This is a genomic window from Nesiotobacter zosterae, assembly GCF_033843645.1.
In the GTDB taxonomy this organism is placed as follows: Bacteria; Pseudomonadota; Alphaproteobacteria; order Rhizobiales; family Stappiaceae; genus Pseudovibrio; species Pseudovibrio zosterae.
In genome coordinates, this window is record NZ_JAWXVZ010000010.1 from 21,189 (window position 1) to 44,675 (window position 23,487).

Consider the following 23,487-nt stretch of genomic DNA (forward strand, 5'->3'; position numbering starts at 1 on the left):
CAGAAGAAAATCGGCCCAAATAAAAAGGCTCCGTTTGGAGGTAGCCAAACGGAGCCTGAATGACAAGCTCTAGCCGCGACAAACTGTATTGCAGTCGCCGCAATTATTGCTTCAGTTTGCGGTTTCTTCCGCCTGGTCCGCTTCGTCAGCCGCTGCTTCCGGCTCAACGATGTTGACCTCTGCCTTCTCCCGCAGCTCTTCCACGGTCGCGCGGAACTTATCAAGAATGAGGTTCTGGCGGATCTGGTCAGAAACCTGTGCCAGTTCTGGTGCCGGACGCTCGCGCGCTTCTTCAACAAGGATAACGTGGAAGCCGAACTGGCTCTTCACCGGCTCCTTGGAGTAGCTGCCGGGCTCCTGTGCAAACGCTGCTTCCTCAAACTCAGGAACCATCTGCCCCTTGCCGAAGAAGCCAAGCTGGCCACCGTTCTGCCCGCTTGGGCCTGTGGATTTCTCTTTGGCCAACTCTGCAAAGTCCGCGCCGCCATCCAGTTCCGCAATCACGGCCTTGGCGTCCTCTTCGGTTTCCAGAAGGATATGACGGGCCGAGACCTCGGTGTCGCCTTTATAATCTGCATACTGCTCGTCGTAGGCCGCCTTGATGTCGTCTTCGGTCACCGAGTTCTGAATGAACTTCTGGAAATAGGCATTGCGCAAGGCACGCGTGCGTTCAAATTCCATCAGGCGCTTGAAATCAGGATCGTCCTGAAGGCTTTCAGCCTCTGCCGCATTGGCCAACAGATTCATTTCCACAAGCACATCAGTCAGAACACCGCGCCATTCGGTCGGAGGAACGCGCTGCAACTGAGAAGCGTAATCCTGCGCGGCGTATGCCAGATCACCCTCTGTGATCTCAGCCTTGTCCACCGTAGCAACAACATTGTCGACATCCTGCGCAAAAGCACTAACCGAGCCAAGACCGATGACAAGCGCAACAACAGCTGCCGAGCTCTTGAGTACTGACGAAAACTTTGGAAGCATGATTACTCTTTCTTTAGGTTGCTTATAGTCCCGAACGGGGAGCAACAATGACAATGCGCAGAATTGCGACTGCAGAGAGCGTTGACAAGTATCTAGCCCCCTCTTATCTCTCACTTCGCCCGATTTATTTTCCCAAGGGCTTTCGAGATAGTGTGACCGGTACGCTGACTCGCTGTAGTCGCGGGTTGCATAGATCAGAATTTTGACGATTTCTAGGGCCCTCCACGAACGTGGTTACCGGCGCCCGAAAAAGGAAGGACCGCCACATGGTGGGGCTCGGCGCACTCGCCCGAATGATTTTTGGATCAGAGAACGATCGCAAGATCAAGGCACTCCGGCCGAAGGTTGACGCGATCAATGCCCTTGAGCCTGAAATGCAGGCGCTCTCCGATGAGCAGCTCAAGGCAAAAACCGACGAATTCCGTGCGCAACTGGCCAACGGCGCAAGCCTGGACGACGTACTCGTACCAGCGTTTGCGACGGTCCGTGAAGCATCCCGGCGCGTGCTCGGCCTTCGTCACTATGACGTGCAGCTGATTGGCGGCATGGTTCTCCACAACGGTCAAATCACCGAAATGCGTACCGGTGAAGGTAAGACCCTCGTGGCGACCGCGCCGGTGTATCTGAACGCACTCACCGGCAAAGGTGTTCACGTGGTCACGGTGAACGACTATCTGGCTTCTCGTGACGTGGAATGGATGGGGCAGGTCTACCGCTTCCTCGGCCTGACCACCGGCCTGATTGTCCACGGCATCAGCGATCAGGACCGTGCAGCGGCCTACAAGGCCGACGTGACCTACGGCACCAACAACGAGTTCGGCTTCGATTACCTTCGTGACAACATGAAGTACGATCGAGAGTCCATGGTGCAGCGCTCTCACCACTTCGCCATCGTCGACGAAGTGGATTCCATTCTTGTGGATGAAGCCCGTACACCACTCATCATCTCCGGTCCGCTCGAAGACCGGACGGAGTTCTACAACACCATCGACACCTTCATTCCGCATCTGACGGAAGAAGACTACGAGATCGATGAAAAGCAGCGCACCGCAACCTTCACGGAAGTGGGCAACGAAAAGCTGGAAACGCTCCTGTCCGAAGCAGGTCTGCTCAAGGGCCCCTCGCTTTACGATGTGGAGAACGTTTCTGCGGTTCACCACCTTCAGCAAGGCCTCAAGGCGCACAAGCTGTTTCAGCGCGACAAGGACTATATTGTTCGCAACAACGAAGTTGTGATCATCGATGAGTTCACAGGCCGCATGATGCCGGGCCGCCGCTTCTCTGAAGGCCTGCACCAGGCACTGGAAGCGAAAGAGAAGGTCGCTATCCAGCCTGAGAACCAGACCCTCGCGTCGGTTACCTTCCAGAACTACTTCCGCATGTACGACAAGCTGGCCGGCATGACCGGTACAGCCATGACCGAAGCGGAAGAGTTCATGGACATCTACAATCTGGAAGTCATCGACATTCCAACCAACGTGCCTGTTCAGCGCGTGGATGATGACGATGAGGTCTACCGTACGGTCGAAGAAAAATTCAATGCAATCATTGAGTTGATCGACGACTGCAAGAAGCGCGAACAGCCGGTTCTTGTGGGCACCACGTCTATTGAAAAGTCCGAGATTCTGGCTGAGCTTCTCAAGAAGCATGGCTACAAGCAGGCTGACCTTTCCGATCCAAACGCGTTCAAGCCGCTCTACGCCAGCACCGAAGAAGCGCAGAAGGCCAAGATCTTCGCCGTTCTGAACGCGCGCTACCACGAACAGGAAGCGCAGATCATCGCACAGGCCGGTGTGCCGGGGGCAATCACCATCGCCACCAACATGGCTGGTCGCGGTACCGACATTCAGCTCGGCGGCAACGCAGAGATGCGCATCGCAGCCGAACTGGGCGACATGCCGGAAGGCGCTGAGCGCGATGCCAAGGCAGCAGAGATCAAATCAGAGATCGATGCTCTCAAGCAGCGCGCACTGGCGGCTGGCGGCCTCTATGTTGTCGCTACCGAACGCCATGAGAGCCGCCGCATCGACAATCAGCTGCGCGGTCGTTCCGGTCGTCAGGGTGACCCTGGTCACTCGAAGTTCTTCCTGTCTCTTCAGGACGATCTCATGCGCATCTTCGGCTCCGACCGGATGGACTCCATGCTCAAGAAGCTGGGCCTGAAGGAAGGCGAAGCCATCGTCCACCCTTGGATCAACAAGGCGCTGGAAAAGGCTCAGCAGAAGGTTGAGGCGCGCAACTTCGACATTCGTAAGAACCTGCTGAAGTTCGACGACGTGATGAACGACCAGCGTAAGGTCGTCTTTGAACAGCGTCTGGAAATGATGGATGGCGATGTCATCCATGAAGCCGTTGAAGAAATGCGCGACGAGGTGATTGAAGATCTGGTTGCGGCACACATTCCAGAACGCGCCTACCCGGAACAGTGGGACACGGAAGGCCTTGAAGAAGAGGTCAAGACCAAGCTCGGCATGGATCTGCCGATCAAGGACTGGGCCGCCGAAGAAGGCATTGCCGACGAAGAGGTCATTGCCCGCCTGAAGAAGGAAGCTTCCGAAGCCATGGCAGCCAAGACCGCCAACTACGGCGCAGATATCATGCGTCAGGTTGAAAAGGCTGTACTGCTTCAGACCCTTGACACCTTGTGGCGCGAGCACCTGATGAACCTTGACCAGCTGCGCTCAGTGGTGGGTCTGCGTGGATATGGTCAGCGTGATCCGCTTCAGGAGTACAAGACCGAGGCGTTTACACTCTTCGAAGCCATGCTGGCCAACTTGCGTGAGCAGACCACGTCGCAGCTGCTGCGCGTGGAGCTGGTCCAGCAACAGGCACCGCAGATGCCAACCAACGCCGACCTCCCGGAAATGCATGCGTACCACATTAATCCGCAGACCGGCGAAGACGAAATGTCTCTTGCCGATCAGCAGATGGCACAGGCTCGCGCAGCAAGCGCACCGCAGGATCGCGACCCGTCCAACCCCGAAACCTGGGGCAAGGTTGGACGTAACGAACCCTGCCCATGCGGCTCCGGCAAGAAGTTCAAGCACTGTCACGGTGCCTTGGTCTAAGGCCTGAAAGACATCAACCTATGGAAAGCCGGTGTTTTCGCACCGGCTTTTTTTGTGCAATCACAACAATGCACCAATCTGTTGCTACGTCTTCAAGGTGAAACGCCTTCAAGGAGCCAATCATGACGTGGGCACACCGCCTTGCCTTTGGCCTGTCCGCCATCGCACTCACTCTTTCGAGCAGCGCATTCGCTGCCGATCCGGGCTACTACAAGATAGTTGAACCAGAAGATGTCTACGCTTTCCCTGGTTCTCGTGAGAAGCCGCAGATAACGCTGCAACAAGGTGAAATGGTCACATCCAGTGGCACAACGCGCCTGTTCGTTGACCAAACATGGCAAGAGGTCAGTCAGGGAGAGGTAACAGGCTGGGTTCTGCAGAACAAACTTCGCAAGGCTGAAGCCATACCACTCTTGAACTCGCCCTTGCCAGCAGCCGGGTCGTGCGGTGGATTTGAACCGGGATGGAACCTGTCATGGGCAGAGGAAGAAGCCACCTTCACATCCATCAATGGGGAGGATCTGTCCCTGCCGATCTCATCTGCAGGCACGGTTTCTGGCTTCCGCTACGGTGTACTTCAGGCACAGGGCCCAACCTCCAAGGCCGTCCTGACGGTTGCAGAGGAGGCCTGCCCGTTCCTCCCGCTCGACAGTTTCGTATGGGGCATCGCCCATCTGGTCCTGAGTGAAGAGGGTCAGCCAGACCGTGTCTTTTTGGGCTGTTGTCGTCCATTACCGGAAGGCTTCAAGTAGGCAACAAAAAAGCCGGCGCGAAGCCGGCTTCTCTGCAAATCCATTGGTCTATGGCAGCGCTTAAAGCACAACGACCTTGGCGCCAACCTTCACGTTGTCGTAAAGGTGCTCAACGTCGCTGTTGAACATGCGGATGCAGCCGGAAGAAACGGCATGACCGATGCTCCAGTCTTCGTTGGTGCCATGGATACGATAAATGGTGTTACCCAAGTAAAGCGCGCGCGCACCCATTGGGTTCTCAGGACCGCCTGGCATGAAGCTTGGGAGTTTGCGGCCTTTTTTCGCTTCACGGCGAACCATTTCTGGTGGCGGTGTCCAGCCCGGCCACTTCGCCTTGCGGGTAATCCGCTCGGCACCAGACCACTCAAAGCCCTCGCGGCCAACACCGATGCCGTAGCGCATCGCCTTGCCATCTTCCAGAACGTGGTAGAGGTAGCGATTGTCGGTATCAACAATAATGGTGCCAGGCTTCTCGCCAGTGCTGTAAGACACCACCTTGCGCTTGAACTTCTGGCGCGCGAGACGGTTCGCACTCTCGATAGAAGGTGTGTAGGACACCCACTGCTTCTGCTCCGCGTTCCAATACTGCGCGGCCTGAACGGTGCCGCTGACGCCAAGAACGATGCCGGCACTGACAATCAATTTAACGGCGGTCTTAACCAACGTGTTAACGTAGGAATTCATCATGCCCCCCGAGGCAAAATAGATCGTAAACGCGCCAGCCCGAGCGGCGCTGTTTCAACTCAGAGTTAGTTCTCGCCAACCGGCTTCCGAACTTCTTCTATCGCGAACGTTTGAAGGATTAACGGAAACTAGTTTAAAACTAATGTACAGCGCAATACCAAACACCGTATTCTCCCGGAAATACCGGGTGATAATAACTTAGCAATTTACTAAAATATTACCCAGCTGCATTGCGCATTTCGAACGTTGAGTAAGCCCCTTCTCACCCCCTTCGACCTAGACCAATTCCTTCTATCAATCTTGCGTGGCTTCTGTATCTTGCAGGCAGAACTACTTAAGATATTGGGAGAAAATCTTGTCAGAGGTTAACGCCGAAGCGCCCACCTGTTTGCCTTACGTTGAAAAAGGTCCGAAAGATCAAGCCCCTGTCGTTCTGTTGCATGGGTTCGGCAGCGACGCGCTCACGTGGAGTAATATTCAACTCAATCTTGAGAATAAACATCGCAGCATAGCCTTCGACCTACCGGGCCATGGAAAAGCACTCGACTGGCCAAAGGTCGGAAATGCGGTCGTCGCCGCCAAGGCAGTGAATCAATCTCTGGATGCGTTGGCGCTGGATCGCTTTCACCTGGTTGGGCACTCATTGGGTGGGGCTGTCGCTTCGCTCATTGCGCTGCGCGCCACAGACCGAGTGGCCAGCCTGACATTGCTCGCGCCAGGCGGTTTTGGGCCGGAAATCAACGCCCAACTGCTGCGCCGCTATGCGGCGGCCCAAACCGCAGAAGAACAAGCCCCTCTGCTGGAGCAGTTCTACGGCTATGAGTACAAGCTCCCGCGCAAACTCCCGGAATATGTGGCGGAGCAGCGCGCCCGGCCCGGGGCCCTAGACGTGCTCAAAATCATCAGCGATGCCTTTCTTGATGGGGAGACTCAGGGCGTGCTTCCGCTGGATCAGCTTGGAGAGTTGCCGCTGCCAATGTCCTTGGTCTGGGGCACGCAAGACCGGGTTCTCCCGCCAAGCCATGCGGATAATGCGCCGGGCACCATCGCGAAGCACATCTTTGAAGGCGTCGGCCACATGGTTCATCTTGAAATTTCCGATCAAGTGCTCCGCGTCATCCGCGAAGCCGTCCGCTGATCGAGGCAAAAAGCAGGGCCGCCAGCTTCAAGCTGGCGGCAGCAAGTCCTCATGCCAGTCCTGGCCCATGACCCGGCGCGCCATCATGTGGGAACGCGGATGGTTGATGCTGTCCACACACACCAACTTTCCATCCTTGAGATAGGCCACATAGAAACTGCCGGTCTTTGGCGATCCAACCGTAATCGCCTCCTCATAGCCATGAGACAGGCCTGCAATCTGCAACTTGATGTCGTACTGATCTGACCAGAACCACGGCAGCGGGTCATAGTCCGGCGCTTCATTCATCAGGCTGGCGGCAACTGTCTTGGCCTGATCAATGGCATTTTGAACGCTCTCAAGCCGGATGGATCGCCCATAGCGCTGCGAGAAGAACCGCACACAGTCACCGCAGGCCCACACGTCTTCGTCAGAGGTTTGCCCGTGACCATCCACGATAATGCCATCATCCGTCTCCAGGCCCGCGGCCTCGGCCAGTGCATCATTCGGCATTGCGCCAACGGCTGAGAGCACAAAGTCGCATTCAAGGCGCGTGCCATCAGAAAGCACAACGGCTTCTGCTCGGCCATCCCCTTCAATGCGCTCGACACCAACACCGTAGTGAAACGCGACGCCCTTCTCTTCGTGCAACTCATGAAAGAAGCGGGCAACATCATCCGAAACGACGCGCTTCAACAGCCGCTCTTGCAGCTCCACGATGCGCACATCAAGGCCCAGGTCTTTGGCGACTGCACCCACCTCAAGGCCAATGTACCCGCCGCCGATGATCACGACCTTTTTGCCTGGTGCCACCAAAGGCCGTAGCGCCTCAACATCAGCAATGCCGCGCAAAGAAAGGACACCATCGAGCTGCGCACCTTCAATCGGGAGTGCGCGCGCTTTGGTTCCGGTGGTCAAGACAAGCTTGGAATAGGAAACAGAGCTGCCACTTTTCAGTTCCAGCACCTTTTTTTGGCGATCAACAGCAACAACTGGATCGCCCGAGATCAGTTCAACCTTGTTGACCTCATAAAACTCCTTGGGGCGCAGATAGAGAGTCTCCTCACCAACGTCACCCTTCAGGAACTTCTTCGAGAGCGGCGGGCGCTGATACGGCAAATGAGGCTCATCGCCAATCAGGACCAAGTCTCCCTCGAACCCTTTTTGGCGCAGCGTCTGGACAACCTGACTGCCCGCTTGCCCTGCTCCAACTACCACAATCTTTTCAGTCATATAGATCTCCTGGCCGGTCCTCCGCGCTCTGCCGTTCGAGCACGAAAAACTACTCTAACTTGGTCTTAAGGTGATTTGACAATCGTGGCAAACAAAGGGCACCCCTCCTTTCGAAGGGGTGCCCCAAGCATCTCTGTTGTTGATGACTTGATCTTAAGCCGCGCGCACTTTCTCAAGAAAGGCACTGACTTCGTGTTGCAAACTGTCCGCCTGCTCGGAAAGCATGGCAGCATATTGGGACACACTGCCACCGGTCGCACGGGCAGTACCAGACGCCTCGGAGACCGTATGCATGGCTTCTGCACCCAGATGGGAGCTTTGCGTGGCGCTGGCCACATTCTCCGAGATGGATTGGACAGCCGCGTTCTGCTGCTCAACGGAGGCCGCAACAGCGGCGGTCATCTCATTCATCTCCTGAATGATCGCACCCACCTCCTGTATCGCCGTCACCGCATTGCCAGAGGCCTGCTGGATGGCTTCCACCTGCTCCGCAATCTCCTCCGTTGTCTGGCTGGTTTGATTTGCGAGATTCTTCACTTCCGAAGCCACAACGGCAAAGCCCTTGCCGTGTTCGCCGGCACGCGCAGCCTCGATGGTGGCGTTCAGCGCAAGAAGGTTCGTCTGGCTGGCAATGTCACGAATGAGCCCTACCGCCTCACCAATGCGATGAGCTGCATCGCTCAGCATTGTCATGGTTTCTTCTGTGGCTTTGGAACCATGCACCGCGCGCCCCGCAACCCGGGTTGAGCTTTCAGCTTGCTTGGCAATCTCATTGATCGACATGGCAAGTTGCTCGGTCGCCGCTGATGCGCTTGAAACGTTCTGAGCCGCACTGCCCACAGCCTGACCAGCCGAGTCAGCTTGTTGCAACACATTATCCGCTGCGCTTTCCACTTCGGTTGAGGCCTGCCCCAATCCTTCGGCGGCGGTGTGCAAGCTGCTCAAAGAGGCAGCAACGGATTGCTCAAAGGCTGCAATGAAGCTGTCGATCTGCTGCGACCGCTCTTCCCGGCTTCGGTTCTCAAGAGATTGCTTTTCCTGAAGCTTTCGTTGCTCAATCAGGCTATCGCGGAACACATGCAGCGTGTTTGCCATTGCGGCAAGTTCGCGCCCGCCTTGATGAAGCGGAATCTCCGTTTCCGTGTTTCCTTTGGCCAGCTTGCTCATCACAATGCGCAGGCTCTGCAGAGGCCGCATGATGCTGGAGGTAATCACCAGCCCGGCGAGCAGCGCGGCAATGGCCGTTGCCACAATGGCTGAGCCCACCAGAAGCTGCGTGGTCTGGGTGGTCTTGGCCAACTGCGCTCCCGCCGCAGCCGCCCCCTCTTCTGCCGCCACCTTCAAGGCGTCCAGTCGCGGCGGCAAGAGGTCAAACAAGTTGGCCAGCAGCTCTGAGCTGCTACGCCGTTTGATGGTCAGCTCCGTCAACTGCTCAAAGTCTGCGCGGTGGGCCTTAACGCCCGCTTCTATCACCTGCGCCTTGTCGGCTGGCAACTCCACACGTGGCAAGGTGCGGTCAAAGCGCGAATAGGCCAGCTCCATATCACCGAGATAGGTGTCGGCCTCATTCAAGATAAAGCCGCTCTCTGCGCTCTGGATGTCCCCCAGAGAGCCAATCAGGCGCAGCGCCAGCGGATCTTTCGTTCGCCGCGTGGCAGATTTCAGCACGCGTGTCGCTTCAGAGAGGCTGGCAGCCATGCTGCCGCGCAGGCCGGTATCCCCATCAAAGCCCAGCATCATCTGGTGTTGATGCATCATCTCGAATGCACCATTGATGCCCGCCAAGGTGTCTAGGGCATCGCTCACCTCAAGGGTGTAATCCAACGCAACGGGCAAAGAGCGGATGTCTTCCAGTCGCTCTTTGGCAATGGCGCTGAGCTGATCAAATTTTTCCTTCTGCGCCTCGCCGGGCAGCAGCTCGTACTCTTTTTGCAAGGCCTCAAGAGCGCCAGCAATGATCGCCACATCCCGCACGGCAGACGACAGACCGGAGTACGCACCTGCGCGCTCGAAAGCAGCATTCAACTGAGATTGCGACCAGACGAAAACGCCACCAATGACACCGAAGCCGATCACCATGATGCCGCAGAGCGCCAGAATGCGCACCCTGAGGCTCAGCTTGGCGCCGAGCCCCGGCTTCGTAACACCGGAGGCTTCCGCTCCTCCGCCCTTTCGGAAGATCCCCTTGAAGTTGACCATTGCAGCTCTGTCCCCTCGACAAGAAGTCGGTATTTTTGAATACGTAATTTTGTGGGGTAAATTACAGAGCAAAAGGGTTTAGAGAGTCCAAACAAAGTGCGCCCCAAAAGCCCCTGGAACGCACATTTCTAATATTTTACGCAGTTAATATGAAAACGCCTTGGTATTTTAATCCTGAATATCAAGTCAAAATCGGCACCCTCACCGAAACTAAACAAGGCACTTACTTTTCTGTTAGCACGTGAAGAATCATTACCTAGAGGTAGAAGGTTCTGAAAATTTTCTTCCTCGAAGGAAATACATGGCGACACGGCTCAAACTGCGCAAACGTTTTCGTAAAGGCAGATCCGGCACGTCTATTCCGCCAAGGCGGATTGTTTCCAGTTTCGGATTTTGCGCTGGCGCATGATCGCGGCATTAAATTCCCCACCCAGAATGAAAATGGCCGCCGTCAGATAAAGGAAGATCAATGCCGTCATGACGCCCGCCAAGCCCGCGTAGGTGGACACATAGTTGGCGAACCGCGCCAGATATGCACCAAAGGCGGAGCCGGAGGCGATCCAAAGCACCAGCGTAATCACAACGCCGGGCAGCACATCAGTCACCGTTCGCTCCCCTGCGGGCAGCACCACATGCGCGCCAAACAGGGCAACCACCAAGAGGATTGAGGTCACACCATATCGAATGATGCTCGCGTGATAACCGAATTCCTGCAGCACCGGTACGTGGTCCACCACAGTGTTCCAAATCAGCGGCCCAAGAATGATCAGCGCCGTAAACACCACCAGCACCAAAGAGCCCAGCAGAACAACCACGATGGATTGCAGGCGGCAGTAAAACCAGTTGCGGCTCTCCTTGACCCGGTAGGCCCGGTTCAGCGCGGTACGCAGCGCCTCCACGCCATTGGAAGAAAACCAGATCGTGACAATGACACCGAACGTCAGAAGGTCTCCACGCGGCTGTGTCAGCACGCTTTGGATCTCTCCCGAAACAGGCCCCGCGACTTCTTTGGGCCAAGCATCGAAAATCAGCTCAGAAGCCTGCTGCGCCACATCTTGAAGCCCCAAGAAACCTGAGAGCGCTGCGACAAAAATCAGAAAGGGAAACAGCGCCAGCAAGCCGGACAACGCAACATGGCTCGCCACGGCAAAGCCGTCGTCATTGGCAAAATGACCAATGGCATCTGCAAGCACTCGATAGATCCGTCGCAATAGTCCCGGTTGTTCCATGATCTCCATCAGCGCTTTTTCCGACCAGCTCCACCATAACCACCAAACCCAATAGGGTCCGCCCGCAAGAAATTGGAATGCCACTATTAGGGCATTGCACAGGAGTTTGACAGGCGTACCGTTGCACCGCACCACAACAAGCAGGCACGGGAGATCCCCTTGGCGATACTTGCAGACCTCTTGGCAAACCCGCAGAACACATCGCATTGGCGTCGGCAGGTTGCCGTTGCAAGCCTAACTGCTCTTTTTGAAGACGCCAAGCAGGCCGTTCGCGCAAAAGTCACAGAGGACGGCAAGATCAACTCCCTTTTGCTGGAACAGCACCAGCGCGCGGCCCACGGTATCGCATGGCTCGGAACCTATATTGAGGCGCTTCGCCAGCTGCTGGCCTTTCATGAGAAACTTGTGGCCGCCGAGCAATTGACCGAGCTGGAAGACATCATCATCGCCATCGGGTTTAGCGAATACACAGCGCAGGTTTTCGGCGGGCTTCCCATGAGTCAGGGTGAAATGCTTCGCCCTTTGGACCTCGGGCTGACTGCGCCAATCATTCAAGGCTACAGAACCGAGGCACTGGAAGAGCTTATTGCGGAGGGCAGCACGCCAGAACTGCGCGCGCGCCTTGTGGCTCTCATGCAAGAGCGCGGCAGCGCCCATATGCTTGGTGCCTCTGGCCTTGATGAGACTTCCGAGCAGATCCGTGAGCAGATGCGCCGCTTCTGCGATGCTGAAGTCACCCCACACGCCCACACCTGGCATCTGGAGAATGCCTATATCCCCCTCTCCGTGCTTGAAAAGATGGCGGACCTTGGCGTGTTCGGGCTTACCATTTCCGAAGAATATGGCGGACTGGGCCTTGGCAAGATCGCCATGTGCGTGGTGTCTGAGGAGCTTTCCAAAGGCTACATTGGCGTCGGCTCCCTCGGCACCAGATCAGAAATCGCCGCAGAGCTTATTCTGAGTGGCGGCACCCCTGAGCAAAAGCAAAAATGGCTACCCGACATTGCTTCAGGCAAGATACTGCCAACCGCAGTTTTCACCGAACCCAATACCGGCTCCGACCTCGCCTCCCTCAGAACCCGAGCGGTAAAAAAAGACGGCAACTGGCGCATATCCGGCAACAAGACCTGGATCACCCACCCGGTGCGCGCCGATATCATGACCCTGCTTGCCCGCACCAACCCGCAGGAGAGCGGATACAAAGGCCTCTCCATGTTTATCGCCGAAAAACCCCGCGGGACCGATGAAGACCCTTTCCCAGCACAAGGCATGTCGGGCGGTGAGATTGAGGTGCTGGGCTATCGGGGCATGAAGGAATATGAAATCGCCTTCGATGACTTTGCCGTCTCGGCTGACAATCTTCTTGGCAATGAAGAAGGCCAAGGCTTCAAGCAGTTGATGCAAACTTTCGAGGCCGCGCGCATTCAGACCGCTGCCCGTGCCGTTGGTGTGGCCGAAGCCGCGTTGGAGGTCGGCCTACGCTATGCCCAAGAAAGAATGCAGTTCGGAAAGTCGCTCATCGCGTTTCCGCGCATTGCAGACAAGCTCGCCATGATGGCCGTTGAAATCGTGATTGCGCGCCAGCTTACCTACCATTCCGCAGAACAGAAGGACAGCGGTGCCCGCTGTGATCTGGAAGCAGGCATGGCCAAGTTGCTCGCCGCACGCGTTGCCTGGGCAGCAGCGGACAATGCCCTTCAGATTCACGGTGGGAACGGTTTTGCGCTGGAGTATGAGGTCTCGCGGCTGCTTTGCGACGCGCGCATCTTGAACATCTTTGAAGGTGCCGCGGAGATACAGGCGCACGTGATTGCGCGCCGCTTCCTCGCCTGACCCTTACCCAAGCGGAATTTCCCCACAGGGTTGTTAACTCTGTTTTAATAAATTCATTTGTGTACCCTTACATTTTTATTTAAAATTTTAATCAATTTTTACGGGAGGGGTCACATGTATGCCTACGCGATGGGTGCTGCTGCCACATTGCTGTTCGCCGCCGCCACACAAGCGGGCACTTTAACCCCGCTAGAACAGCCCAAGAGCGCGCTTAAAGAGTTTTCGCCCGCGCGCGCATCCGTGTTGGAACCCCTCCCGGCCACATCCGAGCTTAAGGAGATCCCCCAGCTCTGCTGCGAGCTTGAGGAATGGCCGCACCTCAAGGAAGCGCGCGGCCTGATCCCGTTTGAAACCTGAGGCTAGCGGCTTCAGGCTGCCAAAGGGTATGCCTCTTCAACCACGTACGGACCGCCACCAATCTTGGACTTGGACGAAAACAGTACGAACCGCGAGGCCTGAAACGAGGGGGCCTGGAAGCTCCCGCGCAGACTGAGCCAGTTGGCCACATCTACCGAGCTGGTGCCTCGAAGGCGCGCCAGCGTCACATGCGGCTTGTACTTGCGGCGCTCTGCGGGCAACCCCAGCCGCTGCAGAATACGCTCCTGCTCTGCCTGCATTTCGTAAAGTTCAGCCGATGGCTCCACACGGGCCCAGACAGCGTGTGGCTTTCCATTCCCGAAGGATCCAAGCCCCGTCAGCCGGATCTCCACCGGATCGCGGCGGACACGTGACAGCTCCGCCGCCACTTCATAGGCCAGCTGATCATCGATATCACCAATATACCGAAGCGTGATGTGATAGTTCTCGGAGTCTATCCAGCGAGCACCTCTCAGCCCGCCCTGGAGCATTGTTAGCATGAGCCTGGTCTGAGATGGAATCTCAAGGCCGGTGAACAGTCGGGGCATGGTCAAACCCTCCGCTAACGCCGATACCAAAATTTTGAGCACGTTCGATTCAGCTGTACAAGAGAAAAATCACAGGCTCGCGACTCCGATTCAAAACAGCATTTAGAAAACCAGCTTTGGCGGGTTTCCCACAAAAAAGAGCCGAAACCTCTTCGGTTCCGGCCCTAACGCTCACGTTAATTTGACTAACTGGTTCAAATCATGGGCACGGATTGGTGTGCACCAGATGAATGCTATTAAGCCGTTCTTCCAGCTCCTCTGAAATCTCAAAGCGCGCAGCGCTCACATCCACCTGCAATTGCTCCATGGTGGTTGCTCCCAGAATGACCGAAGTCACAAACGGGCGCGTGTGTGCAAAGGCCAGTGCCATGACCGATGGATCGATGCCCAGCTCATCGGCCAGCGACAGATACGCTTCGATCGCTTTTCCAGCACCCGGGGTTTCGTAACGGCCCATACGTTCAAACAGTTGCTTGCGAGATCCCTTAGGCAGCGCACCATTTCTGTACTTGCCGGTCAGGTAGCCTTGAGCCAAAGCGGAGTAAGCAAGGAGGCCGACGTTTTCGCGCTGTGCAATTTCCGCCAGACCCACTTCAAACTTACGATTGATCAGCGAGTATGCATTCTGGATGGACTGAACGCGTGGAAGATTACGCGCTTCTGATTCATGAACGAACTTCATGGTGCCCCAAGCGCTCTCATTTGAGAGGCCCACGTGGCGCACTTTGCCCTCCTTGACGAAGCCATCCAGCACTTCAAGGATCTCATGGATCGGCGTCTCGTCCTCTGACGGCTGCGGGTTGCCCCAGATTGCCGGGTTGGCACCGAACTGGGAAACTGGACGATCTGGCCAATGCAGCTGATAAAGGTCGATATAGTCTGTGCCGAGGCGGCGCAAGCTGCCTTCAAGCGCCTCACGCATTTGCTGCGGATTGAGACGGGTGTCACTGCCGTCCTTGCGGAACCACTGCATGCCGGAGCGGCCAACCACTTTGGTAGCGAGGACCACTTTGTCCCGGTTGCCACGTGCCTTGAACCAGCTGCCGATGATCTCTTCAGTCCGGCCCCAGGTTTCGGCCTTTGGCGGGATTGAATAGAGCTCGGCCGTGTCGAAGAAGTTGATCTCGTGATCGAGGGCGTAGTCCATTTGCGCATGGCCTTCCGCCTCTGTGTTTTGCTCGCCGAATGTCATGGTGCCCAAACACAGGCTGCTCACATTCAGGTCCGTGCGACCCAGTTTTCGAAAGTCCATAGTATCCCCTCATGTTCTGCAGATCAGAACGACGTCGTTTTCTCTTGGAGTTTTAATGCGGCACGGTGCCGGATCGCTCCGTGCCGATCCAACCGGCGTGGTATGCCCAGCGCGCAGCGCGCCGTTCAATGGCCGGAGGAAAAGTGATCATTCTGCTGAAGCACGCTCAGCCTTGATCTGATCTATAAGCTTTTCAACGGATGGCAAAATGTTTTCTACGATCACCGCGACACCTTCGCCAGTCGGGTGCAACCCATCGGCGAGGTTCAGCATGGGGTTTGCCGCAACCCCTTCAAGGAAGAAGGGATAATACAGCGCCTCATACTTCTGGGAGATCTCCGGAAAGATGGGATCGTAAAGCTCCGCGTACTCTTCCCCCAAATTGCGGGGCGCCAGCATCCCGGCCACCAGCACCTTCACACCGCGTTCGGTCAGGCGCCGAACCATTTCATCCATGTTGGCCCGCGTCGTTGCAGGGTCGAGGCCGCGCAGCGCATCATTGGCCCCCAGCTCCAGAATAACCCCCTGCACGTCTTCGCCTACTGACCAATCGAGCCGCGACAGCCCGCCGGAGGTGGTATCACCTGACACGCCTGCGTTGACGATGGTTACGTCGTGCCCTCTTGCCCGCAGCGCTTTTTCAAGTTGAACCGGGAAAGCATCTTCGGGAGCCAGCAGGTATCCCGCTGTCAAACTGTCACCAAAAGCGACGAGTTTTATTGTGTCTTCGGCCTTGGCAGAAATTGTGGAGGCAACACATAAAGCCATAAGCGCGACCAACTGGAGAAAAACATTGCGGGATCGCATGGAACAACCTTGAATACTGGACAGTATCTTGCACACCTCCCATATGTCGTATCTGCTGAGTACTTAGCAAGACTTTAAATCTCACTTTTACCGGATACCAGAACGCAACCGAGGCCAACACATGACCAACCAACCTGCTATTACGCTTGAAGGCGTGCACCTCAGCCTAGGCCAAGGTGCTGGAAGGGTTCACATTCTCAAGGGAATTGACCTCAGCATTGCCAAGGGCCAGTCGGTTGGTCTGGTCGGCCCTTCAGGCTCGGGCAAATCCACATTGCTCATGGTGATGGCAGGGCTCGAACGAGTCGATGAAGGCAAGGTCATCGCTTCAGGTCAGGACCTTTCACAATTAAGTGAAGACGCCCTTGCCACCTTTCGCGGCCAGAATGTCGGCATCATCTTCCAGTCGTTCCACCTCGTTCCCAACATGACAGCACTTGAGAACGTGGCGGTACCACTGGAACTCGCCGGTCATAAAGATGCGTTCGAGCGCGCGCGTAAGGAGTTGACCGCCGTTGGCCTTGGCGACCGCGTCAACCATTACCCAACCCAGCTCTCCGGCGGCGAGCAGCAGCGCGTTGCCGTTGCCCGTGCCCTAGTGGCAAATCCTGACATCCTCATCGCCGATGAACCGACAGGCAACCTGGATGAAAGCACCGGCCAGCAGATCATCGACCTCATGTTCACCGCCCAGCGCGAGCGCGGCATGACGCTGATCCTGGTGACCCACGACCCGTCCCTTGCTGAAAAGTGCGAGCGCAAAGTCACCGTTCGCTCCGGCGAGATCGAAGAGCGGATCCCGCAGCTGCGTGAGGCCTCCGCATGAAACCAATCAGCACACCCGGCTTCAAGCTCGCAGCCCGGTTCGCCCTGCGCGAAATGCGCGGCGGACTGAAAGGCTTTTTCGTCTTCATCGCCTGTATCGCCCTTGGCGTCATGGCCATCTCCGGTGTGGCTTCCGTGTCTCGCGCCCTCACCGAAGGCATCGCGTCGGAAGGCCAATCCATTCTCGGCGGCGATCTGTCTTTCTCTCTCATCCATCGTCAGGCAACTGACATCGAACGCACCTATCTGGAAGGTCTCGGCCAGATGTCCGAGGTGGCGACCTTGCGAGCCATGGCACGCCAGCCGGAAAAGGGAGAGCAAACCCTTATCGAGCTGAAAGCGGCGGACAGCGCGTACCCCCTATATGGCGAAGCGGTCCTTGGAAGCGGCAAACCGCTCCACTCTGTGCTCAACACCAACGCGCAGGATGGCCTTTGGAACGGCGTTGCAGACATTGCCCTGCTTGCCCGGCTGAACATCGAGGTTGGAGATGTCATCTCCGTGGGCCGCATTCAGGTTCGCGTTGCTGATACCATCGAGTTGGAGCCAGACCGTCTCGGCAACGGCATGGCCATTGGCCCGCGCCTCATGGTAGCCCCGCAGGCCTTGGAGGCCGCAGGGCTCATCCAGCCGGGAAGCCTCGTTACTTTTCACTATCGCATCAAGCTGCCAGATCTGGAGACAGATGGCGCTCTGAACTCCGTGATTGAAGAGGCAAAGGCAGCCTTTCCAGACGCCGGTTGGCGCATACAATCGCGCGCCAACGCTTCGCCCCAGCTCCAGCGCAATATCCAGCGCTTTGCCCAGTTCCTCACCCTCGTCGGCCTGACGGCTCTTGTTGTGGGCGGTGTGGGTGTGGCGAATGCCGTGCGCAGCTATCTCGACACAAAACGCGAGGTGATTGCCAGCTTCAAGTGTGTCGGCGCCTCCGGTGGTTTCGTGTTCCGCATTTATCTGGTGCAAATCATGGCACTGGCAGGCATTGGCATTTTGGTGGGCTTGGTGCTCGGCGCCATCATACCGCTCATCGCCCTCACCTTGCTGGCACCCGTGCTGCCCATCGGTGCCAGCGTTGGCATCTACCCCCTTGAGTTGCTGCTTGGCGCGCTGTACGGCGGCCTTACAGCTCTGGCCTTCGCCATCTGGCCACTTGGCCGGGCCCATGACGTGCCGCCAACCGTGCTGTTTCGCGACAGCGTGAGCCACAAAAATCGCTACCCGAAGAAGCGCTACGTCTTCGCCATGCTTGGCACGTTGACCGTTCTGGCTGTTCTCGCTCTGGCTCTCGCCTACGACAAGAACATCGCCATGCTTTATCTGGTTGCAGCAATCGGTGCCTATGTTCTGCTCATTCTTGTTGCCCGTTTCATCATGTGGGCGGCAAAGCGCACCCCTCATGTCCGCTCCACCGAGTGGCGTCTGGCCATCAGCAACCTTCACCGGCCTGGCGCACTCACGCCGTCAGTCATTCTGTCACTGGGTCTTGGCCTGACCTTGCTCGTCGCCCTCGCCCTTATTGATGGCAATCTGCGCAGCACCCTCACGCAAACGGCGGAGCAGGATGCGCCCAGCTTCTTCTTCGTGGACATTCAGAACCACGAGAAGGACGGCTTCCTCTCCTTCGTCTCAGAACAGGCCCCAGAGGGCAATCTGGACACCGTGCCGATGCTGAGGGGTCGCATTACAGCGCTGAACGGCATCCCGTCGGACCAAGTGCCTCCGCCGCCAGATGATGGCTGGGTGTTGCGCGGCGATCGCGGCATCACCTATTCCAACACCCTTCCGGAGAATTCCGAGGTGGTGGATGGAGAATGGTGGCCGGAAGACTATTCAGGCCCGCCACTGGTTTCCTTCGCTGAGGAAATCGGTCGCAACCTTAGCCTTGAGGTCGGCGACACAGTCACCGTCAACGTACTCGGCCGGGAAATCACGGCAGAAATCGCCAACTTTCGTACGGTGGACTGGCGTTCCATGTCAATCAACTTCGTCATGCTGTTCTCGGCAAACACCTTCGCCGGCGCGCCACACACTCACCTCGCCACAATCACGTGGGACGACAACCCAACCGTGGAACGCGAGTTGGAGCTGTTGAAGCAGGTCACACAGGCCTATCCAACCGTCACGTCCGTTCGCGTGAAGGACGCCATCGCGCAGGTGAACAATCTGGTGGGCCAGCTGTCCTGGGCCGTGCGTGGTGCGTCCTCCATCACGCTCATCGCCAGCGTTCTGGTACTGGGCGGCGCACTGGCCGCAGGTCACCGCAACCGCATTTACGACGCTGTGATCCTGAAGACCCTCGGTGCCACGCGCGGCCGCTTGGTCTATGCCTATCTGGCAGAGTACATGCTGCTCGGCCTCGCCACAGCCTTGTTCTCGCTTCTGGCCGGAAGCCTTGCTGCCCGATTCGTCATGGTTGATATCATGGGCGGTGAGTTCTCTATGCTTCCGGGCACGGCACTTGCCGCTGTTGTTGGCGCTCTGGTCTTCACTATTGGGTTTGGCTTACTGGGAACATGGCGAGTTCTTGGAGAAAAACCCGCCCCAGTACTAAGAAATCTATAAATCAAGTTATCGGCACGACTGTAGAAAGACTACAGCCGTGCCACCACACCCAAAACACTTCGAATGAAATAACTTATATTTACGTTTAGACTACGCATCCCCTCAAACTTTTGGGAACCACCATTAAAATCAGCAAGGTGACGAAAATTTAAGGTCGATTTCTCTTGTTTTACGCCCTCATTGCGACCATATTTCAGAGTAGTTTTATCTGAGTGTCCGCACTCGTCCTTAGGAACCAAAAGAGAGGTTTTGCAAAATGTCGACCTTCGACCGCAATAACACGCAGCGGTTTGGTATGGCCGGCGCACGCGCCGATGCAGGCGTCTATGACGCTGGTTTGCGCGCCCATATGCTCCGCGTTTACAACTACATGGCAATTGGCATTGCGATCACCGGTCTGGTTGCGCTGGCAAGCTTTAACATGGCAATCGACGGGGCTACCGGCCAGCTGACCGCATTTGGTGCCGCAATCTACACCACTCCCCTGCGCTGGGTTGTGATGCTGGCTCCTCTGGGTCTTGTATTCTTCCTGAGCGCCCGCATTCACAAAATGAGCGCCAGCGCTGCTCAGACCACGTTCTGGATTTACGCAGCCCTCATGGGTCTGTCCCTGTCGTGGATCTTCATGGTTTACACCGGCAATTCCATTGCGCGGGTGTTCTTCATCACCGCTGCTTCCTTCGGCGCGTTGAGCCTGTTCGGCTACACCACCAAGAAAGACCTCTCCGCATGGGGCTCTTTCCTGTTCATGGGTCTGATCGGCATCATCATCGCGTCCGTGGTCAACATTTTCCTGGGCTCTTCCGCCCTGCAGTTCGCAATCTCCGTGATTGGCGTACTGGTGTTTGCAGGCCTCACCGCCTACGACACCCAGCAGATCAAGGAAATGTATGCAGCGTCCGACAGCGCGGATTCCGCAGGCAAGAAGGCCATCATGGGCGCGCTGCGTCTGTACCTGGACTTCATCAACCTGTTCATCATGCTGCTGTCTCTGTTCGGCAACCGCGAGTAATCCTCACGTCCGAACGGGCTTAGCCCAAATCAGAGAGCCCGGAGCCCCCACTCCGGGCTCTTTTTATAGGCATGCCAACACCATCAAGAACGCTTCAGGGAGGAGCTTCGCCACAATGTTTCGGGGTCCATTGTTCGCGCCATATGCCCGCGCTGTTTATCGCTTCAGGGATTATCACGCTGAAGCACCTGGCAAGGCCACGGCTTTGTTCTGGGGTGTCATGGCACTTTGTTTTGTCGGGCTGTTTCTGTTGTCCGGCATCAATCCGGCCTTTGCCTTCGGTCTGCTTTTGCTGGCTGTCCTGCAGCTCCCGTTTCTTTACACCATTCGCAAGGGCGCAGACCCGGCGGCGACCATTCTGTCACCAAAGTCCCGCCCCATGGCACCCAAACTCGCCGCCATGGTCAAATCCGTCTTTCCAGATCTTTAAGAGAGGGATCAGTCCACCACCCGCAAATGGCGCTTCTTTTCCAGAACGCGCAGCACGGTGGCAAGGTCCTGTCCGCGCCGCAGCACCACGCCTCCTGCGCCGATGACGCTGTAAGCACCTTGCTTGCGCGCCAACTTTGGGTCTTTTTCCACCCGATAGAGCGGCATCTCACTGGCACGGCGATAAATGGAGAACACCGCCTTCTCCGTGCTGTGGTCAATGGCATAGTCGCGCCACTCTCCGGCAGCGACCATACGCCCATAGATTCTCAAGATCAGGTCAAGTTCGGTTCGATGGAAGGCAATGATTGCTTTGTGCGGTTTCCTGTTTTGCGCGGCACCCGTCCCAACAGACATCACAGCGCCGCTTGTCATCACAGTTTCATCACCTTCACTCATGGTGCCTCCGGCTCCAGAACCAACACAAAATGCCCCGCAGATGCAGTGCTAATGGATTAGACTGCGCCATTCTCACTCCGAGCGCAAGCTTCACGCATCTCGACCATTTTGCAGGCAAAACTCACCCAGCGTAAAGACGCCAGAAAGTTACCCCTGAAGTATCTCAGTTTTGACTTATTTGAGTCATTTAGAGGCCACGTTGAAAATCGATATTTTTGTTGTTGCCAATGAAAGTTCGGTTTCGCCAGGTCTCCCTGACGATGCCCCCATACCCCCCTCAAAAGATCTGGTGAGGCCGAACTTCTTCTCTTTCTGACTTCCCTAAAACCCTAGAGAGCGCCCGCCACGGCCCAAAAGCTTTGGCGACTGCGAGCAATCCCAGATGCCCGCCAACAGATTGGCCGCATCCCGCGCCAGCTGATGAGGGTCCCGGTTCGCCAACGCATCCACATAGCCAATATGGCAGGTTTGCCCTTGGCCGAGCTGGGTCACGACCAGCACCTCTCCCCGATAGGCATCCGCCGGATCAAGGCTCTGATCGATGCGGGTAATCCAGCGCAGAATGGTAGCCACCGGCTCGCCGTCTTCCAGCACCCACTCCACTTGCCGCCCTGGCCGATTATCGGGCTCCAGTGTTTGTGTAGCCGCGGGCTCCTTGTCTGCGGTTGCCCCATAACTTACAGAAAACTTGGAGGATCCCCCGGAAACCCAGACGGGGATGTCCTGAAATCCTTCACAGATCCACTCGGCCGCCGCCTCTCCATCAAATATCTTGGTCAACTGGCAATTGCTGGCGAAATCGAGCGGTGTGCGCACGTTCTCCGCCAAGGCCACTGTGGGAAAAACGAGAAAACACAACAAAATACCCACGGGCCTCAATGAAAATCGAACCATCCAGTCTCCGTTCATAAAAAATCCATGGAGTTGGTGCAGGTCAGCGCACAAAGCGTCGCAATAGCACTTAAAAACGGCTTGCAACGCGCCGCAGCCCTTGCAATACAGGCACCAATTCAAATCGGAGTATACATAAATGCGTATTGAAAGCATTCCTATTGGCAAAAATCCGCCGGAAGACATCAATGTGATCATTGAGGTCCCTGTTGGCGGTGAGCCAATCAAGTACGAGATGGAAAAAGAGTCCGGCGCCATGTTCGTGGACCGCTTCCTCTACACCCCAATGCGCTACCCAGGGAACTACGGTTTTGTGCCAAAGACACTGTGTGGTGACGGCGACCCAATCGATGTTGTGGTGGTAAACCAGCGTCCAATCATTCCAGGTGCTGTCATGAACTGCCGCCCGATCGGCGTCATGATCATGGAAGACGAGTCCGGTCAGGATGAGAAGATCATCGCAGTGCCGAGCACCAAGCTGACCCGTCGCTATGAAAACGTAAAGTCCATCGAAGACCTGCCAGAAATCACCATCAAGCAGGTGGAGCACTTCTTCGAGCACTACAAGGACCTGGAGCCGAACAAGTGGGTTCGTATTGCAGGCATCCACGGTGCCGACGAAGCAAAGCGTCTGATTAAGGAATCCATTGAGCGCTACAACGCCGAGGGCGACAAGTAAGCTGCCGGTTCCGGATCAAAAAAGCCCGTCCGCAACACTGCTTGCGGACGGGCTTTTTTTTGTTTTCAAACAGGCTGCTTGCCTCAGGCGATCTCAGCCAGCCTTGCGCGGGCTCAGGAGAACACCGCACAGCGCCACAAACGTGATTCCGATGGAATAAAGCGTGTTCAGCCCGGCAAAGGACAGCCCCAGAATCCGGATTGCCGGTACCGAGCAGCTCACCACACGGGTTTCGCTCAGCGCTGTCAGCATGTTGGAGGCATCATTGATGGACGAAACAGGCCCGCCGCAATCGTTGGGACCAAGCCAGAATTCCCACTCAGCACCGGCCTGATAAATGCCAATGCCACCGCCGTAAACAAACAGCCCCGCGCAAACCAAAAGCAGCAGGCTGGTCATCCAGCGGAACCGCTCCGTAAACGCAAAGCCCAGCGCCGCAAGCGCCAATACAGCGGCAATGTAATATGGCACCCGCTGCGCCAGACAGAGCTGACACGGCAGATACCCGGCGAGCTGAAAGCTCCACGCCATGGCAAGCGCCAGAATGGAGCCGAACGCCACCAGCGCGGCCGAAACGCGCTTCGGATAGGTGAGCGCTACCATAAATGAGCGGGATACAAATTCCATTTG

At 56.6% G+C, this 23,487-nt stretch carries 21 protein-coding genes; 10 read left to right on the forward strand and 11 right to left on the reverse strand.

Annotated features, from left to right (window positions below; translation table 11 throughout):
• Positions 1 to 111: 111 nt before the first annotated feature.
• On the reverse strand, positions 112 to 981 hold the full coding sequence (locus tag Q3Y58_RS14955) for a peptidylprolyl isomerase (protein WP_274217456.1): 870 nt from the start codon (positions 979 to 981) through the stop codon (positions 112 to 114).
• 266 nt (positions 982 to 1,247) lie between these two features.
• Between Q3Y58_RS14955 and secA the strand changes: the two genes are divergently transcribed.
• Positions 1,248 to 4,049, forward strand: coding sequence for a preprotein translocase subunit SecA (secA, locus tag Q3Y58_RS14960; protein ID WP_319622792.1), 2,802 nt, complete (start codon positions 1,248 to 1,250; stop codon positions 4,047 to 4,049).
• A gap of 122 nt (positions 4,050 to 4,171) precedes the next feature.
• Complete coding sequence (locus Q3Y58_RS14965) at positions 4,172 to 4,801, forward strand: hypothetical protein (protein ID WP_274217458.1); 630 nt, start codon at positions 4,172 to 4,174, stop codon at positions 4,799 to 4,801.
• Positions 4,802 to 4,861: 60 nt separating this feature from the next.
• Here the strand turns inward: Q3Y58_RS14965 and Q3Y58_RS14970 are convergent, their stop codons facing one another.
• Positions 4,862 to 5,485, reverse strand: coding sequence for a L,D-transpeptidase (locus Q3Y58_RS14970; protein ID WP_319622793.1), 624 nt, complete (start codon positions 5,483 to 5,485; stop codon positions 4,862 to 4,864).
• Positions 5,486 to 5,840: 355 nt separating this feature from the next.
• On the opposite strand from Q3Y58_RS14970, the gene Q3Y58_RS14975 reads away from it, so the two are divergent.
• Positions 5,841 to 6,623, forward strand: a complete 783-nt coding sequence (locus tag Q3Y58_RS14975; protein ID WP_319622794.1) for an alpha/beta fold hydrolase — start codon at positions 5,841 to 5,843, stop codon at positions 6,621 to 6,623.
• 27 nt (positions 6,624 to 6,650) lie between these two features.
• Here Q3Y58_RS14975 and Q3Y58_RS14980 read toward each other — a convergent pair whose 3' ends face one another.
• From Q3Y58_RS14980 to Q3Y58_RS14990, 3 genes are all read right to left on the reverse strand, one after another.
• Positions 6,651 to 7,835, reverse strand: coding sequence for an NAD(P)/FAD-dependent oxidoreductase (locus Q3Y58_RS14980; RefSeq protein WP_319622795.1), 1,185 nt, complete (start codon positions 7,833 to 7,835; stop codon positions 6,651 to 6,653).
• A gap of 153 nt (positions 7,836 to 7,988) precedes the next feature.
• Entirely contained in the window at positions 7,989 to 10,034 is a 2,046-nt protein-coding gene (locus tag Q3Y58_RS14985) for a methyl-accepting chemotaxis protein (RefSeq protein ID WP_319622796.1), read from the reverse strand.
• A 356-nt stretch (positions 10,035 to 10,390) separates the two neighbouring features.
• Positions 10,391 to 11,272, reverse strand: coding sequence for a YihY/virulence factor BrkB family protein (locus Q3Y58_RS14990; protein ID WP_319622797.1), 882 nt, complete (start codon positions 11,270 to 11,272; stop codon positions 10,391 to 10,393).
• A 156-nt stretch (positions 11,273 to 11,428) separates the two neighbouring features.
• On the opposite strand from Q3Y58_RS14990, the gene Q3Y58_RS14995 reads away from it, so the two are divergent.
• Positions 11,429 to 13,096 (forward strand): acyl-CoA dehydrogenase family protein, encoded by a 1,668-nt coding sequence (locus tag Q3Y58_RS14995; protein ID WP_413697834.1) that lies wholly within the window; start codon positions 11,429 to 11,431, stop codon positions 13,094 to 13,096.
• Between the two features lie 114 nt (positions 13,097 to 13,210).
• Positions 13,211 to 13,453 carry a hypothetical protein gene (locus tag Q3Y58_RS15000; RefSeq protein ID WP_274217463.1) on the forward strand — a complete coding sequence of 81 codons (243 nt, stop codon included), beginning with the start codon at positions 13,211 to 13,213 and terminating at the stop codon, positions 13,451 to 13,453.
• Between the two features lie 11 nt (positions 13,454 to 13,464).
• Here Q3Y58_RS15000 and thpR read toward each other — a convergent pair whose 3' ends face one another.
• The 3 genes from thpR to Q3Y58_RS15015 form a co-directional block, all read right to left on the reverse strand.
• Positions 13,465 to 14,001 carry an RNA 2',3'-cyclic phosphodiesterase gene (gene thpR, locus Q3Y58_RS15005; protein WP_319622798.1) on the reverse strand — a complete coding sequence of 179 codons (537 nt, stop codon included), beginning with the start codon at positions 13,999 to 14,001 and terminating at the stop codon, positions 13,465 to 13,467.
• Between the two features lie 199 nt (positions 14,002 to 14,200).
• Complete coding sequence (locus Q3Y58_RS15010) at positions 14,201 to 15,253, reverse strand: aldo/keto reductase (protein WP_319622799.1); 1,053 nt, start codon at positions 15,251 to 15,253, stop codon at positions 14,201 to 14,203.
• A 147-nt stretch (positions 15,254 to 15,400) separates the two neighbouring features.
• Complete coding sequence (locus Q3Y58_RS15015) at positions 15,401 to 16,060, reverse strand: arylesterase (protein ID WP_413697831.1); 660 nt, start codon at positions 16,058 to 16,060, stop codon at positions 15,401 to 15,403.
• Positions 16,061 to 16,181: 121 nt separating this feature from the next.
• Between Q3Y58_RS15015 and Q3Y58_RS15020 the strand changes: the two genes are divergently transcribed.
• From Q3Y58_RS15020 to Q3Y58_RS15035, 4 genes are all read left to right on the forward strand, one after another.
• Positions 16,182 to 16,886: an ABC transporter ATP-binding protein gene (locus tag Q3Y58_RS15020; RefSeq protein WP_319622800.1), complete on the forward strand. Its 705-nt coding sequence runs from the start codon at positions 16,182 to 16,184 to the stop codon at positions 16,884 to 16,886.
• Entirely contained in the window at positions 16,883 to 19,447 is a 2,565-nt protein-coding gene (locus Q3Y58_RS15025) for an ABC transporter permease (protein WP_319622801.1), read from the forward strand. Before Q3Y58_RS15020 ends, Q3Y58_RS15025 begins: the two co-directional genes overlap by 4 nt.
• 256 nt (positions 19,448 to 19,703) lie before the next feature.
• On the forward strand, positions 19,704 to 20,459 hold the full coding sequence (locus tag Q3Y58_RS15030; protein ID WP_274217468.1) for a Bax inhibitor-1/YccA family protein: 756 nt from the start codon (positions 19,704 to 19,706) through the stop codon (positions 20,457 to 20,459).
• 115 nt (positions 20,460 to 20,574) lie between these two features.
• Positions 20,575 to 20,889, forward strand: coding sequence for a hypothetical protein (locus tag Q3Y58_RS15035; RefSeq protein WP_274217469.1), 315 nt, complete (start codon positions 20,575 to 20,577; stop codon positions 20,887 to 20,889).
• A gap of 8 nt (positions 20,890 to 20,897) precedes the next feature.
• Here Q3Y58_RS15035 and Q3Y58_RS15040 read toward each other — a convergent pair whose 3' ends face one another.
• Entirely contained in the window at positions 20,898 to 21,287 is a 390-nt protein-coding gene (locus Q3Y58_RS15040) for a DUF2794 domain-containing protein (protein ID WP_413697832.1), read from the reverse strand.
• Positions 21,288 to 21,608: 321 nt separating this feature from the next.
• A complete protein-coding gene (locus tag Q3Y58_RS15045) occupies positions 21,609 to 22,181 on the reverse strand; it encodes a hypothetical protein (RefSeq protein WP_319622802.1) in 573 nt (190 codons plus the stop codon).
• A 136-nt stretch (positions 22,182 to 22,317) separates the two neighbouring features.
• On the opposite strand from Q3Y58_RS15045, the gene ppa reads away from it, so the two are divergent.
• Complete coding sequence (ppa, locus tag Q3Y58_RS15050) at positions 22,318 to 22,857, forward strand: inorganic diphosphatase (RefSeq protein ID WP_274217471.1); 540 nt, start codon at positions 22,318 to 22,320, stop codon at positions 22,855 to 22,857.
• 93 nt (positions 22,858 to 22,950) lie between these two features.
• Here ppa and Q3Y58_RS15055 read toward each other — a convergent pair whose 3' ends face one another.
• Positions 22,951 to 23,484: a disulfide bond formation protein B gene (locus Q3Y58_RS15055; protein WP_274217472.1), complete on the reverse strand. Its 534-nt coding sequence runs from the start codon at positions 23,482 to 23,484 to the stop codon at positions 22,951 to 22,953.
• Positions 23,485 to 23,487: the final 3 nt, after the last annotated feature.

Bases quoted from the DNA above. Each gene is read 5' to 3' on its own strand.
- Q3Y58_RS15025 (WP_319622801.1), top strand. From the start codon at position 16,883: ATGAAACCAATCAGCACACCCGGCTTCAAGCTCGCAGCCCGGTTCGCC.
- Q3Y58_RS15010 (WP_319622799.1), bottom strand. From the start codon at position 15,253: ATGGACTTTCGAAAACTGGGTCGCACGGACCTGAATGTGAGCAGCCTG.
- Q3Y58_RS14970 (WP_319622793.1), bottom strand. From the start codon at position 5,485: ATGAATTCCTACGTTAACACGTTGGTTAAGACCGCCGTTAAATTGATT.
- Q3Y58_RS15040 (WP_413697832.1), bottom strand. From the start codon at position 21,287: ATGAGTGAAGGTGATGAAACTGTGATGACAAGCGGCGCTGTGATGTCT.
- Q3Y58_RS15000 (WP_274217463.1), top strand. From the start codon at position 13,211: ATGTATGCCTACGCGATGGGTGCTGCTGCCACATTGCTGTTCGCCGCC.
- Q3Y58_RS14980 (WP_319622795.1), bottom strand. From the start codon at position 7,835: ATGACTGAAAAGATTGTGGTAGTTGGAGCAGGGCAAGCGGGCAGTCAG.
- Q3Y58_RS15015 (WP_413697831.1), bottom strand. From the start codon at position 16,060: ATGCGATCCCGCAATGTTTTTCTCCAGTTGGTCGCGCTTATGGCTTTA.
- Q3Y58_RS14955 (WP_274217456.1), bottom strand. From the start codon at position 981: ATGCTTCCAAAGTTTTCGTCAGTACTCAAGAGCTCGGCAGCTGTTGTT.
- ppa (WP_274217471.1), top strand. From the start codon at position 22,318: ATGCGTATTGAAAGCATTCCTATTGGCAAAAATCCGCCGGAAGACATC.
- Q3Y58_RS15055 (WP_274217472.1), bottom strand. From the start codon at position 23,484: ATGGAATTTGTATCCCGCTCATTTATGGTAGCGCTCACCTATCCGAAG.
- Q3Y58_RS15045 (WP_319622802.1), bottom strand. From the start codon at position 22,181: ATGGTTCGATTTTCATTGAGGCCCGTGGGTATTTTGTTGTGTTTTCTC.
- secA (WP_319622792.1), top strand. From the start codon at position 1,248: ATGGTGGGGCTCGGCGCACTCGCCCGAATGATTTTTGGATCAGAGAAC.
- Q3Y58_RS15020 (WP_319622800.1), top strand. From the start codon at position 16,182: ATGACCAACCAACCTGCTATTACGCTTGAAGGCGTGCACCTCAGCCTA.
- Q3Y58_RS14985 (WP_319622796.1), bottom strand. From the start codon at position 10,034: ATGGTCAACTTCAAGGGGATCTTCCGAAAGGGCGGAGGAGCGGAAGCC.
- Q3Y58_RS14990 (WP_319622797.1), bottom strand. From the start codon at position 11,272: ATGGAGATCATGGAACAACCGGGACTATTGCGACGGATCTATCGAGTG.
- Q3Y58_RS15035 (WP_274217469.1), top strand. From the start codon at position 20,575: ATGTTTCGGGGTCCATTGTTCGCGCCATATGCCCGCGCTGTTTATCGC.
- Q3Y58_RS15030 (WP_274217468.1), top strand. From the start codon at position 19,704: ATGTCGACCTTCGACCGCAATAACACGCAGCGGTTTGGTATGGCCGGC.
- thpR (WP_319622798.1), bottom strand. From the start codon at position 14,001: ATGCCCCGACTGTTCACCGGCCTTGAGATTCCATCTCAGACCAGGCTC.
- Q3Y58_RS14965 (WP_274217458.1), top strand. From the start codon at position 4,172: ATGACGTGGGCACACCGCCTTGCCTTTGGCCTGTCCGCCATCGCACTC.